Origin of the sequence: Marinobacter nauticus, assembly GCF_003634635.1 — a bacterium.
GTDB lineage: Bacteria > Pseudomonadota > Gammaproteobacteria > Pseudomonadales > Oleiphilaceae > Marinobacter > Marinobacter nauticus.
On record NZ_RBJB01000002.1, the window covers coordinates 101,642 to 115,792 of the forward strand.

General features: G+C 56.0%; 15 protein-coding genes. 13 read left to right on the plus strand and 2 right to left on the minus strand.

Going from position 1 to position 14,151, the window contains the following annotated elements:
- Positions 1-15 precede the first annotated feature (15 nt).
- The 3 genes from C7436_RS00510 to C7436_RS00520 all read left to right on the plus strand — a co-directional run bounded on the left by C7436_RS00510 (position 16) and on the right by C7436_RS00520 (position 2,438).
- Complete coding sequence (locus tag C7436_RS00510; protein WP_014421764.1) at positions 16-294, plus strand: PilZ domain-containing protein; 279 nt, start codon at positions 16-18, stop codon at positions 292-294.
- A gap of 62 nt (positions 295-356) precedes the next feature.
- Positions 357-953 (plus strand): hypothetical protein, encoded by a 597-nt coding sequence (locus C7436_RS00515; RefSeq protein WP_041654778.1) that lies wholly within the window; start codon positions 357-359, stop codon positions 951-953.
- Between the two features lie 177 nt (positions 954-1,130).
- Positions 1,131-2,438, plus strand: coding sequence for an HD-GYP domain-containing protein (locus C7436_RS00520; RefSeq protein WP_014421762.1), 1,308 nt, complete (start codon positions 1,131-1,133; stop codon positions 2,436-2,438).
- Here C7436_RS00520 and C7436_RS00525 read toward each other — a convergent pair.
- On the minus strand, positions 2,428-3,543 hold the full coding sequence (locus tag C7436_RS00525) for an organic solvent ABC transporter permease (protein ID WP_121206345.1): 1,116 nt from the start codon (positions 3,541-3,543) through the stop codon (positions 2,428-2,430). The two genes, C7436_RS00520 and C7436_RS00525, sit on opposite strands and share 11 nt — an antisense overlap.
- A gap of 248 nt (positions 3,544-3,791) precedes the next feature.
- Here C7436_RS00525 and C7436_RS00530 point away from each other — a divergent pair, with 248 nt between their 5' ends.
- Genes C7436_RS00530 through queF form a run of 3 tightly spaced genes read left to right on the plus strand, consistent with a single transcriptional unit; the run spans position 3,792 to position 6,349 of the window.
- Positions 3,792-4,742 (plus strand): ABC transporter ATP-binding protein, encoded by a 951-nt coding sequence (locus C7436_RS00530; RefSeq protein WP_014421760.1) that lies wholly within the window; start codon positions 3,792-3,794, stop codon positions 4,740-4,742.
- Positions 4,739-5,512 (plus strand): ABC transporter permease, encoded by a 774-nt coding sequence (locus C7436_RS00535; protein WP_011784607.1) that lies wholly within the window; start codon positions 4,739-4,741, stop codon positions 5,510-5,512. Before C7436_RS00530 ends, C7436_RS00535 begins: the two co-directional genes overlap by 4 nt.
- Before the next feature lie 18 nt (positions 5,513-5,530).
- Positions 5,531-6,349, plus strand: a complete 819-nt coding sequence (gene queF / locus C7436_RS00540) for an NADPH-dependent 7-cyano-7-deazaguanine reductase QueF (RefSeq protein ID WP_121206346.1) — start codon at positions 5,531-5,533, stop codon at positions 6,347-6,349.
- A gap of 9 nt (positions 6,350-6,358) precedes the next feature.
- Here the strand turns inward: queF and C7436_RS00545 are convergent, their stop codons facing one another.
- On the minus strand, positions 6,359-7,798 hold the full coding sequence (locus tag C7436_RS00545) for an adenylate/guanylate cyclase domain-containing protein (protein WP_011784609.1): 1,440 nt from the start codon (positions 7,796-7,798) through the stop codon (positions 6,359-6,361).
- A gap of 335 nt (positions 7,799-8,133) precedes the next feature.
- Between C7436_RS00545 and C7436_RS00555 the strand changes: the two genes are divergently transcribed.
- From C7436_RS00555 to flgG, 7 genes are all read left to right on the plus strand, one after another.
- Positions 8,134-8,715: a nitroreductase family protein gene (locus C7436_RS00555; protein WP_121206347.1), complete on the plus strand. Its 582-nt coding sequence runs from the start codon at positions 8,134-8,136 to the stop codon at positions 8,713-8,715.
- Between the two features lie 216 nt (positions 8,716-8,931).
- Positions 8,932-9,330 carry a flagellar basal body rod protein FlgB gene (gene flgB, locus C7436_RS00560; RefSeq protein WP_011784611.1) on the plus strand — a complete coding sequence of 133 codons (399 nt, stop codon included), beginning with the start codon at positions 8,932-8,934 and terminating at the stop codon, positions 9,328-9,330.
- 33 nt (positions 9,331-9,363) lie between these two features.
- A complete protein-coding gene (flgC, locus tag C7436_RS00565) occupies positions 9,364-9,813 on the plus strand; it encodes a flagellar basal body rod protein FlgC (RefSeq protein ID WP_022992507.1) in 450 nt (149 codons plus the stop codon).
- 17 nt (positions 9,814-9,830) lie between these two features.
- Positions 9,831-10,508 (plus strand): flagellar hook assembly protein FlgD, encoded by a 678-nt coding sequence (locus C7436_RS00570; RefSeq protein ID WP_011784613.1) that lies wholly within the window; start codon positions 9,831-9,833, stop codon positions 10,506-10,508.
- A gap of 28 nt (positions 10,509-10,536) precedes the next feature.
- On the plus strand, positions 10,537-12,450 hold the full coding sequence (locus tag C7436_RS00575) for a flagellar hook protein FlgE (protein WP_014421755.1): 1,914 nt from the start codon (positions 10,537-10,539) through the stop codon (positions 12,448-12,450).
- Between the two features lie 76 nt (positions 12,451-12,526).
- Positions 12,527-13,279, plus strand: coding sequence for a flagellar basal body rod protein FlgF (locus C7436_RS00580; RefSeq protein WP_023008193.1), 753 nt, complete (start codon positions 12,527-12,529; stop codon positions 13,277-13,279).
- Between the two features lie 81 nt (positions 13,280-13,360).
- Positions 13,361-14,149, plus strand: a complete 789-nt coding sequence (gene flgG, locus C7436_RS00585; RefSeq protein ID WP_023008194.1) for a flagellar basal-body rod protein FlgG — start codon at positions 13,361-13,363, stop codon at positions 14,147-14,149.
- The last annotated feature ends 2 nt before the right edge of the window (positions 14,150-14,151 follow it).

Genomic DNA, 14,151 nt, shown 5'->3' on the forward strand with positions numbered 1-14,151 from the left:
GCAGGGTTTCCGAGCATGGTCGGTAGTGATCGCAGAGAGCATAGCCGCACGGCAATGAGCGCAAAAGTGAAGTTGGTCCATGAACAGTTGGGAGAATTCGTCTTCTCTACCCGTGACATCTCAGACGGCGGCGTTTTCATCGTTGTGGGTGAACAGGTTTTCGAGCCCTCCTTGGGCGATTGCGTAAGCGTTCAGGTGCAGGGGCTTCCTGTGCCGGCCCCCATTCTGGACATGGTGGTGGTGCGTCGCACGGTTGACGGGTTCGGGTTGCAGTTTGCCGATACTGCCGAATAGTTGACGGAAGGGAATCTCATGATGGAGATAATGGGCGCAGTTAAAAGAAAAGGTTTTGCCTGATGAGTTCACCTGCGTACTTCAGATTGATGGTCTCGGTGTTTGTCGTGCCGATGGCAATGCTATCAGGATGCGCCAGCTACTATACTCACTATGCCATGTTCCCCGCGGAGAATTCCGCGGGTGAAACCCGGCAGGTGCGGGTGAACTGGCAAAGCGCGGAGTATCCAGAGTGGTGGCCGGGCCGTAATCAGGCCACCACCATGAAACTGGAAACCCAGTGTAGTGATCGGGTCTGGCGTATTGCCGACAGCAGTCATGACAGTGCTGGTGATTGTGGTGATGGCATTCGTGCTTGTGGAGACCCCTCGCTGGATGTCTTGGCGGCCACAGGTTCGCCGGCCACAGGGCAGTCTTCCTGTCTTACGGTAAAAACGCCTCAGGGAGGGGGCCGGGTGGCCGATGTCGGCAGCCGCTTTGAGCTTCTGGTTTCCTGCCAGCCTGCGAGGGCAACCCTGATGAGGGGTGGTGAAGAGGTGAATGTTGATTACATTCGTCCGTCTGCAGTCGCCTATACGGTTTATGCCAGGAAGGTGCCCCGGGGCTCTTTGAATGCGCGTCTGCCGGATTTTGACGAGACTCAGTGCCTGGAAGATTGAAGTCTGTCTGCTTTTTCCTGTGAGCTTTGTCACAGTGATACATTTCGTTGCCGAGTGAAAATCTGAGTTACGACTTGTTGCGCTTTGGTGACGGTTCGCTACCAAATAGTAATGGTTTCTTGCCGTTAACGTGGCAAACTGGGAACTGTCAAAGAATCCCTGTTCCTGAGGTGTCTAGTGGGCGTTCGTCAGAAAAAAATTGCGGCACATGATCTTGAGATCGGCATGTTCGTGTCTGATCTTGATCGCCCCTGGCATCAAACACCGTTTCCCATCCAGGGCTTTTACCTCCGTTCCGAAAACGATCTGAAAGCCGTTGTCTCCCACTGTAAGTGGGTGATGGTCGATGTGGCGGAAACCCGCGAGGAAATCACCCTCGGGCCAGACAAGGTTCGCCCTTTTGCCCGACGTTCCAACGCCCGTTCCGGTGGTCGTGAGCAATTGCAGCTGGCGCCACTGAGTATTCGCGAACCGGTTGCCTACAAGAACGAAGTGCCTCTCAGAAAAGAGCTCAAAGTATCCCGCAAACTTCTCAGTGATGCGGAACTGGCGCTAAGCCGGATGTTCGAGACCATCCAGGATGACCAGATGCCGGATTTGCGCCCGGCTGCGGAGGTCACCCGCCGCATGGTAGAGAGCGTCGTTCGCCAGCCGAACGCGCTTTTGTGGCTGAGCCGCACCCGCCAGTATGATGATTTTGTGTATCGGCATGCCCTGAATACCGCAGTATGGGCCCTGGTGTGTGGCCGGCAGCTAGGATTGAACGAAGGGCTCCTGAACCATCTCGGGGTAGGGTGTCTTTTGTCGCAGGTGGGTAAGACCGCATTGCCTAAAGAGATGCTGGCCCGAGAGCACCGTCTATCCACTGAAGAATACGCGACTTATCGCACCTATGTGGAACGTGGTTGTCAGATGCTGGAAGGCGCGGGTCTCTCCAGAGCCGTTATGAGCGTGGTTCAGGGGCACCGCGAGCGGCACAATGGTTCCGGTTTTCCACAGGGAATTCGTGGCGACCGTATCCCGCTGCTGGCAAAAGTTGCAGGTATTGCAGAATTCTTTGAGTCTTTGATTGCGCCCAGGGATGATCAGGATCCCATGACACCGGCAAAAGCGGTATCGCTGTTGTACGATATGCGCAATATCGAATTTCAGGAAGATCTTGTTGAGGCTTTTATCCAGGGTGTGGGCGTGTATCCGACCGGTACTCTGGTGGAGCTTTCTGATGGCCAGCGTGGCATTGTGGTATCCCACTCACCGGGAAGGAGGCTGTGGCCCAGCGTGATGGTCATGCAGGACGCCGAGCATCGGCCGCTGAAATCCGCAAAGATTGTTGATCTGGCCCGGCACAATGAGTCCCGAGGCGCCTCGGAGTTACTGACCGTGCGCGAGTGTTTGCCTCACGGCACCGAGGGCCTGGACCCGGCTGGCTACGATGTAACAGGTGCCGAGTCCCGTTGGTCCCTGGGTAAACTGATTAATCGATAAGTATGCGTATCTGCTTGCGCACCCAGCGATAGGTGCCCTCCGGCCGGAAGTTCACCAGAATTTCTGATTCACCGCCTGTGGGGCCGTCGACCACGTACTCCACTTCTGCCTCTTGCCAGCTTTCGGCGTTAACATAAACGTCGGTTGGGCGTGTGCTTTGGGCCTGCAGCTGGGCCAGTTGAGCGTCCCCCCTGATCTTTTTGACTTTCACGGACTTGATGCTGGTGTCGCCGGCGGCGTGTGTGGCGTCTTCCGGTGACAGGTAGTACTGCCTTGATAACTTCCGGGTTATAGCGGCGAGCTCTCTGCGAAGGTAATTGCGGGCCTGTTCGTTGTCGAATTCATCCATGTTGCGCACAGACTGGAGAATTCGTTCCCGGAGCGCCTCCAGATCTTCCTTGTAGTCGATATCAGGATCCAGCTCACCATCTACAGGGCGGTCATCGGCGTTGTCGATTTCCTCCTGGGTTGGCGGCTCACCGCACAGTGGGTCGTCTTTCGGGTGGAAGCAGATCTCCGCCAGGATCAGGTTGGCCGGCGAATTCTCGGCGGTAAACTCGCCGATGCTGACATTGAAATCTATGGTGTTCGGCAGGTTAGGATCATCAAGCGCCTGGTTGAGCTGGTTGATGACTCGCTCGCGGATGTCGATGCCCTCGTCGTCGTCTACGTTCTCGGTCCAGTTCAGGGCCAGAAGGAAGCGGGACAGGTTCATCAGTGTGTTGTTCTCAAACAATAGCTGTTCACGGACCTGGTGGCTGTTCAGTCCTTCATCGTCAACGGCCGGGGTTTGCAGGGCCGCGCGGGTGTCTTCCTGAAATTCCAGGAAGGTCACGTATTCCCTTGCCGGAATCCCTTCTGCGATAGGGAGATTGCCTACTTTGACCGAGAGTGTCTCGCCGGGGTAATAGCGGAACTCGCCACGGGTGTTGGTCTTTCCGGACTGACTGGCAGTCTGGTAGGTCAGCCCACCAACGCCCTGGAAATGAATTCGCCCGGTGCGGGTATCGTCGGATCCGGAGCTGCTGCCACTATCGAAGCAGCCGGTCAGGGCGATGGCTGCAGAGAGTGGCAGAATAAAGCGGGTGAGGTGAACGAGTTTCATGGCGTTTCGTACAATCCCTTCGCGTTGACCTGGAGCATCCGGTGGCCGGTGTCCGATTTGTAAGTTGTTGTAACCGCATTATAGGGATGGCACTTCGGCTATATCGGGAATCCTGTCGCAGTTTGAGGGTTTGGGGCACCTGGCTTTAATTGGCCTCGTCCCTTGAATTTTCCGGCGTTGCCTCAATCAAATAGCTCTCTATCTTTTTAGCTCCTCTGGAGCCCGGTTTCTGAACAACGGTGGGGTGTATGACCTACGCACTGGACATTGAAGGGCTGACCAAGAACTACAGCGATGGTTTTCAGGCCCTCAAAGGCATTGATCTGCACGTTCGGGAAGGCGATTTTTTCGCCTTGCTGGGCCCAAACGGGGCCGGCAAGTCGACCACTCTTGGGATTGTTTCCTCTCTGGTAAACAAGTCGGGCGGCAAGGTCAGAGTGTTCGGCCATGATATCGATACAGACCTCTCAAGCGCCAAGCTCTCCCTGGGTGTGGTTCCACAGGAATTCAATTTTAACCAGTTCGAGAAGGTGGAAGATATCGTCACCACGCAGGCTGGTTATTACGGCATACCCCTGAAAACCGCACGGGTGTCTGCGGAAAAGTATCTGAAGAAGCTCGGGCTCTGGGACAAGCGCAACACACCGGCCAGGATGTTGTCCGGTGGTATGAAACGCCGCCTGATGATCGCCCGGGCACTGGTACATGAGCCCAGATTGCTGATTCTTGATGAGCCGACGGCCGGTGTGGATATCGAATTGCGTCGCTCCATGTGGCAATTCCTGGAGGAGATGAATCGTCAGGGGACTACCATCATTCTGACCACCCACTATCTGGAGGAGGCGGAAGCCCTGTGCCGCAACATTGCCATTATTGATCATGGGGAAATCATCCGGCACACCAGCAAGCGGGAACTGCTGCAACAGCTCAGTGTAGAAACCTTTGTACTGGATACCGAGCAGCCGTTAGAAAAAGCCCCTGAGCTGACTGCATTCAAAGCCAGCCTGGATGACGATGGTGCGCTTGAAGTGGAAGTTGCCAAGGGACAGGGTTTGAACGCTCTGTTTATCGAACTGGAGAATCTGGGTATTCGTGTGCTGAGCATGCGAACCAAGGCCAACCGGCTGGAAGAGCTGTTCGTTCGCATGGTTGAGGAGAATGCCCGGGAGGCAGAGAAAGCCAGCGAGGTGACAGCATGACACCGCAAGCACTGTGGACAGCCTTTACAACCATCGTTACCCGCGAGGTTCGGCGCTTTACCCGGATCTGGCCGCAGACGCTGTTGCCGCCGGCCGTCACGATGACGCTGTATTTTATTATTTTTGGCAACCTGATTGGTTCCCGCATCGGTGAAATGGGCGGCTACGACTATATGCAGTTCATTGTGCCGGGCCTGATCATGATGGCGGTGATCACCAATTCCTACTCCAATGTGGTGTCGTCGTTTTTCTCTATGAAGTTCCAGCGCAGTATTGAGGAATTGCTGGTGTCGCCGGTGCCGAACTGGACCATCCTGGCGGGCTATGTGGCTGGTGGTATGGCCCGGGGTCTGAGTATCGGCCTGATCGTCACCTTGCTGTCGCTGGCATTCACTCAGTTAAGTATCCATAACCTGCTGATGGTGGTTATCACGGTGATTCTCACATCGGCATTGTTCTCTCTGGGCGGCTTCATCAACGCCATGCTGGCGACCAAGTTTGATGACATTTCCATCGTCCCGACCTTTGTGCTTACTCCGCTAACGTACCTTGGTGGTGTGTTCTACAGCATCGACATGCTGCCGTCGTTCTGGCAGGGCGTGTCCATGGCGAATCCGATCCTGTATATGGTTAACGGTTTTCGCTTCGGCATACTGGGTGTTTCGGACGTTAATCCGTTCGTGTCTCTTGGTATGATTCTGGTTTTCATCGTCTTGCTGGCGGCGGTAGCCTTGCGCATGCTTGCCCGTGGCAAGGGCATTCGACACTGATTCAATTCCGGAACTGATATGGCTCTTGATAACGCGCCACTGGGCAAGTCCAGTGAATACCCTGATCAGTATGATCCGTCTCTGCTGTTCCCGGTGGCCCGGGAAGAAAACCGCCGGCGAATCGGCCTGGACGATGGTCGCTGGCCCTGGTTTGGTGAGGACATGTGGCAGGCGTGGGAAATCTCCTGGCTGAAGCCTGGCGGTGTACCGGCCGTGGCCTGGGGAGAAATCCGGTTTCCTGCGGCATCGCCTGCCATTATTGAGAGCAAATCCCTGAAGTTGTACCTGAACTCTCTGAATCAGGCGGTGTTCTCGTCTCCGGCTCAAGTGGCCGAGACCATTACCCAGGATCTTTCGAGTGCCTGTGGCGCGGCGGTGGATGTGACACTTCTGAGTGTGGATGACTCAGCGCCTGCAATCGGCCGGCCCGAAGGATACGAGTTGATCGATGATGAAACGCTAGAGCAGGTGGCCTACGACTATGCGCCTGAGTCGCTGACAACCAGCGAGCCGGTGGTCAGTGAAGGCTTGTGTTCACATCTTCTGAAAAGCAACTGTCCAGTGACCGGCCAACCCGACTGGGCCACGGTACTGATTCGCTATTCCGGGAGGAAGATTGATCGGGCAGGGTTGCTGCGCTATATCGTGAGCTTCCGTCAGAAACAGGATTTTCACGAACATTGTGTTGAAACCATCTTTACTGACTTGATGGCGAGGTGTCAGCCGGAATCCTTGATGGTGTGCGCCCGTTACACCCGGCGTGGTGGCCTGGATATCAACCCCTGGCGCAGCACGTGTGCTGAAGATGGTCCGGGGCCGCGGCTGGTTAGGCAGTAGCAGGCTCGGCTATTCGGTATCGTCTTCCTGACGCAGTCGGTCGGCTGCGTCTTCGAGGGCGCTGAGTATGGCTTTGCGCTCCCGTTCGGTGACCTTATCGGAATCCAGGTACATGGCAAAGCCGCTGTGTTCGTGTTCCAGGAAGCTACGGTGAGGCCCCATGTCGCGCCGGAAATCCACCACCTCGTAGATGGGCACCGGCTTGCCAAAGCCTTTTACGGTAATCTCGCCCTTGTCCCGGCACATAATGCGGTCTTTGATCAGCGAGAAGGTCTCATACGACACCAGAATCTCGCCTGGTTCCGCCAGGGACTCCAGTCGGCTGGCGAGGTTCACTTCCTTGCCGATAATGGTGTAATCCATCCGGTTTTCGGCGCCGAAGTTACCAACCGTGGTGTAGCCGGTACTGATGCCCATGCGGATTTCCAGGGGCGTCTTGATGCCCTGGCTGCGCCATTTCTGGCGCATGATCTTCATGTGTTTGCGCATCTCGATGGCCATGGACACACACGAGAACGCATCTTCTTTCTGGCCGCGACTGGTCGGATCGCCAAAGAACACCATGATGGAATCGCCGACAAACTTGTCGATGGTGCCGCCGTATTTCAGGGCGACCTCTGACATTTCGTTGAAGTAGTGATTCAGAAGCTCGGTAAGGGCTTCCGGCTCCATCTCCTCCGACAGTTCAGTAAAGCCTTTTATGTCTGAGAAAAACACTGCGAGTTTCTTGCGCTGGGTTTCAAGCCGAACATCCCGTTCCCCGGTAAAGATGGACTGCCAGACCTGAGGCGACAGGTATTTCGAGAGCTTGTGGGACAGGGCGATGGACTGTTCCCGCTGGTTCTGAATCTGGGTCTTTGCCAGCAGCAGGGCCCGGGCCTGTTGGTGTGAGTAATAGGCGGTAACGCAGATGTACGTGCCTGTGGCCAAAATGGCGACGATGCTGGTGAGCAGGGGGGCTTCCAGATCGGCGGCGGTGCCGGTTGCCGCCACTGTGGCGGCCATGGCGGCAGACATGAGCGCTGTGCCGAACAACCATTGCCTGACGCCGCCCACGATCAGACAGCTGAACATCAGCATCAGGACAACCGATACCGACGGAATGGCGATTAATCCGATCAAACCAATAAAGCTGCCTCCGATTATGCAGTCGAGGAACAGCATTTTTTGCCGAATCCGGGCTGAACGTCGCAGGAAGGTTCGCCGTGTAAGCACGTGCGCGAGATGAGGCCAGATCAGAGCGCCAGCCACCATCCAGAGAAGCAATTGGGGAAACACATCCTGAAGGACACCCGTGACAATAATGGCGGCAGTGGCGGTGTAGGCCAGTATCCGACCGTTGTAATCGGGCATCGGTGGAATCGCCACCGTGTGGTCGTAGATGTCGCCTTGCCCCAGCTTGCCGGTATTGCCGGTTACGCTGCGTAATTCAGCGGGTGCGCTCATCATTTTCAGAACCGGATCCTTCCGATAAGTATGTCGCGAAACATTCCCCAGTCTCCCATAAGGCAATAAACAGCCCACAAGACAACACTCAGAGCAAGCTTGCACTCAATAAAATGAAAGCGGAGGCAGTCAGCGCCACTGTGATCATCCAGGTGGTCCGGGTAGAATTCTGCAAAGTTGCGAAATGCCCGCTGGTCGCTCATTGTATGTTGCCGGTTCTTTATAATTGTTGGTTTGAACTACGACTAAAGATTAACAGCATTACGTAGAACTCACAATTCATCGGGGCCGCTTCCGGCCCAACCGAAAATCATGCAACCAATCAACAGCGAGACTGTATGAGTTCGATAACCCGTTTTATTCTGGATCGTGCTTCGGAGCCCCGTTTGCAGGCACCGGCACCACCGGTGTCTGTGGTTGATCAGGCCTTCCGGTGCGCGGCCCGGGCCCCGGATCATGCGTTGTTGAGGCCCTGGCGTTATCTCGTGATAGAGGGGGAAGGCCTGGCAGCTCTGGGCGACCTGTTTGCTGAATGCTGCCCGCCGGAGGCTTCTGATAAGGAGCGTGAGAAGGCCCGGAATGCTCCGGCTCGTGCACCCATGATTATTGTCGGTATTGCGTCGCCCCGTCATCATCCGAAGGTGCCGGAGGTGGAGCAGGTAATGTCGGCAGCGGCCGGTATGAGTTTTATCTCCCTGGCGCTGAATGATGCCGGCTACGGCGCCATGTGGCGAACCGGGCCTGTGGCTTATCATCCGTCGCTGCATGACGGTCTTGGGCTGCTGCCGGGCGAGTCCATTGTCGGTTTCCTCTATACCGGTACCGTTGCCAGTGAGAAACCATCGGTGCCCCGGCCCGATACCAAAGAGTATGTCTCAAGGTGGGCCGCGCCAGGGCGCACTTCCCCTTGGCAAGTCTGAGCCTCGATCAGCGGCAACTCCGCCTGGGGAAACCCGTTGCCGCCCTCGTTGCGTTTAACCGGAATTTGCCGCTCATTTATTCGACAGCCCTCTTGGAAGCCCGCATTACAGCGGGCTTTTTCAATTCTGGCACTCTGCTTGCTTTAATCACTTCAGAACGCAAAACCGGCAAGTTCACAGGTTCAGCCTGGTCGGTGCAAAGATCTGGAGGCAGTAATGGCTATTACATTCGACAAAGCGCTTGGTATTCATGAGCACGCGCTGCAGGCGCGGGTCAAGCGGGCCGAAGTGCTGGCGAACAACCTGGCAAATGCCGACACCCCGGGCTACAAAGCCCGCGACGTGGATTTCCAGGCGATGATGCAGAAGGCGCAGGATTCCATGACGGGCTTTGGTATGACCACGACCCACAGTGGCCATATGGACACCTCCAGCCCTGGCGCTGACGGCGAGCTGCTGTACCGTACCCCGCACCAGCCATCAATTGATGGCAATACCGTGGATGCGCAGGCCGAGCAGACCCGTTTCATGCGCAACGCCATGGATTACCAGGCCAGCTTCCAGTTCCTGAGTAGTCGGTTTTCCGGCCTGACCAAGGCGCTGAAGGGCGAATAAGCCGCAGTCCGTACGAGATTGAAGGAGATTGTCATGTCACTGGGTAACATTTTCGACATCGCCGGTTCCGGCATGACCGCACAGTCACTGCGGCTCAACACCACCGCGTCTAACATTGCCAACGCAGAAACCGCCAGTTCGAGCACGGATACAACGTACCGTGCCCGCAAACCGGTGTTTGCCGCTATTCAGCAGGCCATGCTGAACCCTGATCAGCAGGGATTTGGTATTGGTTCCGAAGAGGGGGCCGGGGCAGGTGTTCGCGTTGAGGGGATTGTCGAGAGCGATGCAGAACTGCAGATGCGCTATGAGCCGAATCACCCTGCCGCGAACGAGGAAGGGTACGTTTATTACCCCAACGTGAACGTGGTTGAGGAAATGGCGGACATGATGTCGTCGTCCCGCAGTTTTCAGATGAATGTGGATGTCATGAACACCGCCAAATCCATGATGCAGCGAATTCTGACACTGGGTCAGCAGTAACAAGTGAGGATTAAGCCATGAGTGCAGTGAATTCCGCAGCCGCCTCAGACGTGCTGAGCCAGTACCAACTGAACCAGGAGGGCAAGACCCCTGGTGGCAACGAGCTGGGTAAAGACGCGTTTATGGAGCTGATGCTGGCGCAGCTCAAGAATCAGAACCCACTGGAGCCGCAGGACAACGGCGATTTTATCGCCCAGTTGGCCCAGTTCAGTTCACTGGAAGAAATGCAGAATCTGTCGGGCAGTGTCGACGATGTGGTTGGTCAGTTCCGGTCCAGCCAGGCCTTGCAGGCCTCGGCGATGGTGGGCAAAACCGTTCTGGCACCCTCCAGTGTGGGCATTCTGGGTAGCGAAGGCGAGATAACTGGCACCATTCAGGTGCCGGCTTCCACGGGTGGGCTGCGACTGTCGGTCATGAATCAAAGCGGTGAGTTAGTTCGCCAGATTGATATGGGCAGCAGCCAGGCTGGTGTGGTTTCGTTCCAGTGGGATGGGCAAGACGGCAACGGCAATCCTTTGCCGCCCGGCCCCTACTCGATTGTGGCGCAGGGCTCCTATCCCTCCGGATCGGAGCAGTTGGCGACCATGGTGAGCGCTAATGTCGACAGTGTGTCGTTGGGGCAGGGTGGTTCCATTACTCTGAATCTGGCCGGAATGGGCTCCATTCCGCTGTCTGAAGTCAAACAAATCAACTGATCCGGTGTCAGACCAGGAGGTATAAGTCATGGCATTTAACACAGGTTTGAGTGGTCTGCGCGCCGCTTCGGTGGATCTGGATGTCACCGGTAACAACATCGCCAACGCCAGTACCGTCGGCTTCAAAAGCAGCAAGGTACAGTTCGGTGATTTGTACGCCAGTGGTTTCCTGAGTGCCGGTACCAATCCGATTGGCGACGGCGTGCGGGTGCAGGACGTAAAGCAGTCATTCGGTCAGGGCAATATCAGCTTCACCGATAACGGCCTGGATATGGCTATCAGTGGTGATGGCTTCTTTATTCTGAACAATGGCGGTGAAATCCGTTACTCCCGGGCTGGCCAGTTCGGGATTGATAAAGAAGGCTATGTTGTTAATAACCAGAATATGAGGGTGCAAGGTTATACCGCTGATGATGATGGCAACCTGTCTGGCATCCGTGGTGACCTTCAGATTGAAACCGACAACCTGGCGCCCCGTCGCACAACGAATCTCCAGACCGATCTGAATCTGGATTCCCGAGAGACTGTGCTTGAGCGTCGCATCCGGGATTTTGATCCGATCGCGCTTGCAGATCTTCAAGGTTCCGGCTTTACCTTCGGCTACTCCGACGGCACCAGTGATTACACGGTACCGCAGATTGATGCCACGGCTTCTGCCAGTGATGCTGCCATTGCCATTAATGCTGCGCCGGGAGTAACGGCCACTGCCAGAACCGCAGCTTCCCTGACCGGTTTGACCGATAGCGATGTGAGCAGCGCCACCAATTTCCGGCTTGAAATCCGGATAGACGGATCTGCACCGATCCCGCTGAATCTGGAAAATGTATCCTCCCTGGAAGATGTGGCGGAAGCCATTAACGACACCAGCGACAATGCGATCTCGGCCTCGGTTGTCGATGATGACGAAGACCCCTCAACCCCCGATGTTTTGCGAATCATCCACAGTGGTGGGCAGCCGCTGGAGGTAGCCTACGGCGATGCTCCCACAGGTACTCCGCTCACCAACAACCAGCAATATGACGGTGAGGTGTTCGTTACCACCGATCGCAATGTTGAGCAGGTGACCACTGATTCAGGTAGCAACGCGTTTGAAGTCGCCTTCAATGCGACACCGTTTACCGTAACCAACGAATTCAATCCCATCGACCAGCGTACTTACAACCACGCAACGTCGACCACCATTTTTGACAGCCTGGGCAATTCCCACGAATTGACCCAGTTCTATGTAAAAGAGCCATCTCCGGGTAACGGGGTGGGTCAGAGCCAGTGGTCTATCTACCTCCAGATTGACGGTGAACTGGTGGGTGGTACCGACCAGACGCCATACACTGCCTTGTTTGACCAGGATGGCCAGCTGGAATCCATCAACGGTGATCCGAACGGTGAGTTGATTATTACCGACTGGGTGCCTAAGGATCCAAGCGGTGATCCGAACGGTGCTGACGGCCCGCCGGCAAATCCCGGTGATGTGGTCAGCCCGATTCCTGAGCCGGCCACCAGTTCTGCGTTCGTTGTCAATCTGGCCAATACCACCCAGTATGGCGCGGCATTTGGTGTTAACGATCAGCAGCAGAACGGCTACACCACCGGCCGTCTTTCAGGCCTCGATGTGTCCGACCAGGGCGTGATCTTCGCCCGGTATACCAATGGTCAGTCCAAGTCTCTGGGTCAGGTGGCGCTGGCTGCGTTCAATAACACTGACGGTCTTTCTCCGGTGGGTGACACCACATGGGTGGAAACCTTTGAATCCGGCCAGCCGGTGATTGGTGCTCCGGATACCGGCACGCTTGGTTCCATCAAGGCCAGCTCCGTAGAGGACTCCAATGTGGATCTTTCGGCAGAGCTGGTGAACCTGATCATTGCCCAGCGCAACTACCAGGCCAACGCCAAAACCATTGAAACCTCCGATGCGGTCACCCAGACCATCATCAACCTCCGATAATTTCGCGCCCTAGCGAACATGGCATGACTCCTGCAGGAAGACTGGAAACAGTCAAAATTCCGGCAGGAGTTTGCCCATGGACAAAGCCCTCTATATTGGAATGTCTGGCGCCAAGCAGAACATGCTGGCCCAGCGTGCCCATGCCAACAACCTGGCTAACGTCAATACCACCGGGTTCAAGAAGGATTTTGCCCAGGCCCGCAGTATGCCCGTGTTCGGTGAGCACCATCCCACCCGCGCCTACGCCATGACCGAGCGGCCCGGCACTGATCTCTCGCCCGGCGCTTTAATGGAGACCGGCCGCAAGCTGGATGTGGCGGTAGACGGCGGTGGCTGGCTCGCCGTTCAAAACAACCTGGGCGAAGAGGTATTCACCCGTACCGGTAGCTTACAGGTCGACGTGAACGGGCTTGTGCGGCTGGCGAGTGGCGAGCTGGTTCTGGGTAACGGTGGGCCGGTGGCTCTTCCTCCTTTTGACAATCTTCAGGTTGGCTCGGACGGCACCATCTCCATTGTGCCGGTAGGTGGGCCGCCGGATCAGCTAGTGGAAGTTGACCGACTGAAGCTTGTCAACCCACCGGCAGATGCACTTGAGAAAGGTCTGGATGGGTTCATTCGACGCAAGCCGGATCAGGCTCTGGATGGTCCAGAGCCACCGGATGCAGCCATGCGTGTCGCCACCGGTTTTCTCGAAAGTTCAAACGTGAATGCGGTGGAGGAAATGATCTCCAACCTGCAGTTATCTCGGCAATACGAGATGCAGGTAAAGGTGATGTCGACCGCCAATGAAAATTCCGAGGCTACGGCACGACTGTTGCAGAACCTCTGATAACGATGATCAAACGCCATCGGTTGGTGGAGAGCGGCAAAAGATCGCCGCATCGGCCACCGGCAGGCAAGGAGTAAAACCATGCATCCAGCACTTTGGGTCAGTAAAACCGGGTTGAGCGCGCAGGACACCAACATGTCCACCATTTCCAACAACCTGGCCAATGTGAACACCACCGGCTTCAAGCGGGATCGGGCGGTGTTCCAGGATCTGCTGTATCAGATAAACCGTCAGCCCGGCGGGCAGAGCACTGAGAACACGCAGTTGCCCTCTGGTCTGCAGCTGGGGACCGGGGTCCGGATTGTTGGCACTGCCAAGCAATTCAGCCAGGGCAACCTGCAGATAACTGAGCAGCCTCTGGATATGGCGGTGAATGGTCGGGGATTCTTTCAGATTCAGATGCCGGACGGACAGATCGCCTATACCCGGGATGGCCAGTTTCAACTGAACTCTGACGGCGATGTGGTCACGCCGGATGGTTTTCCGCTTCAGCCGAATATCAATGTGCCGGAGAACGCCACCAATATCACCATTGGCAAAGATGGGACGGTCACCGCTATTACCGATGACCAGGCTGCGCCCGTCAACCTCGGGCAGATCACCCTGGTGGATTTCATCAACCCGCAGGGCTTGCAGGCCATCGGTAATAATCTGTTCAAGCAGACCAATGCCAGTGGTGATCCGGCTGAAGGTGAAGCCGGACTTGCAGGTCTCGGGTCCATTGAACAGGGCACTATTGAATCCTCCAACGTAGAGGTGGTGGAAGAGCTGGTGAACATGATTACGACCCAGCGTGCCTATGAAATGAACTCCAAGGTGGTTTCGACCACAGACCAGATGCTTCAGTTCATCACCAACAATATCGGTTAAGC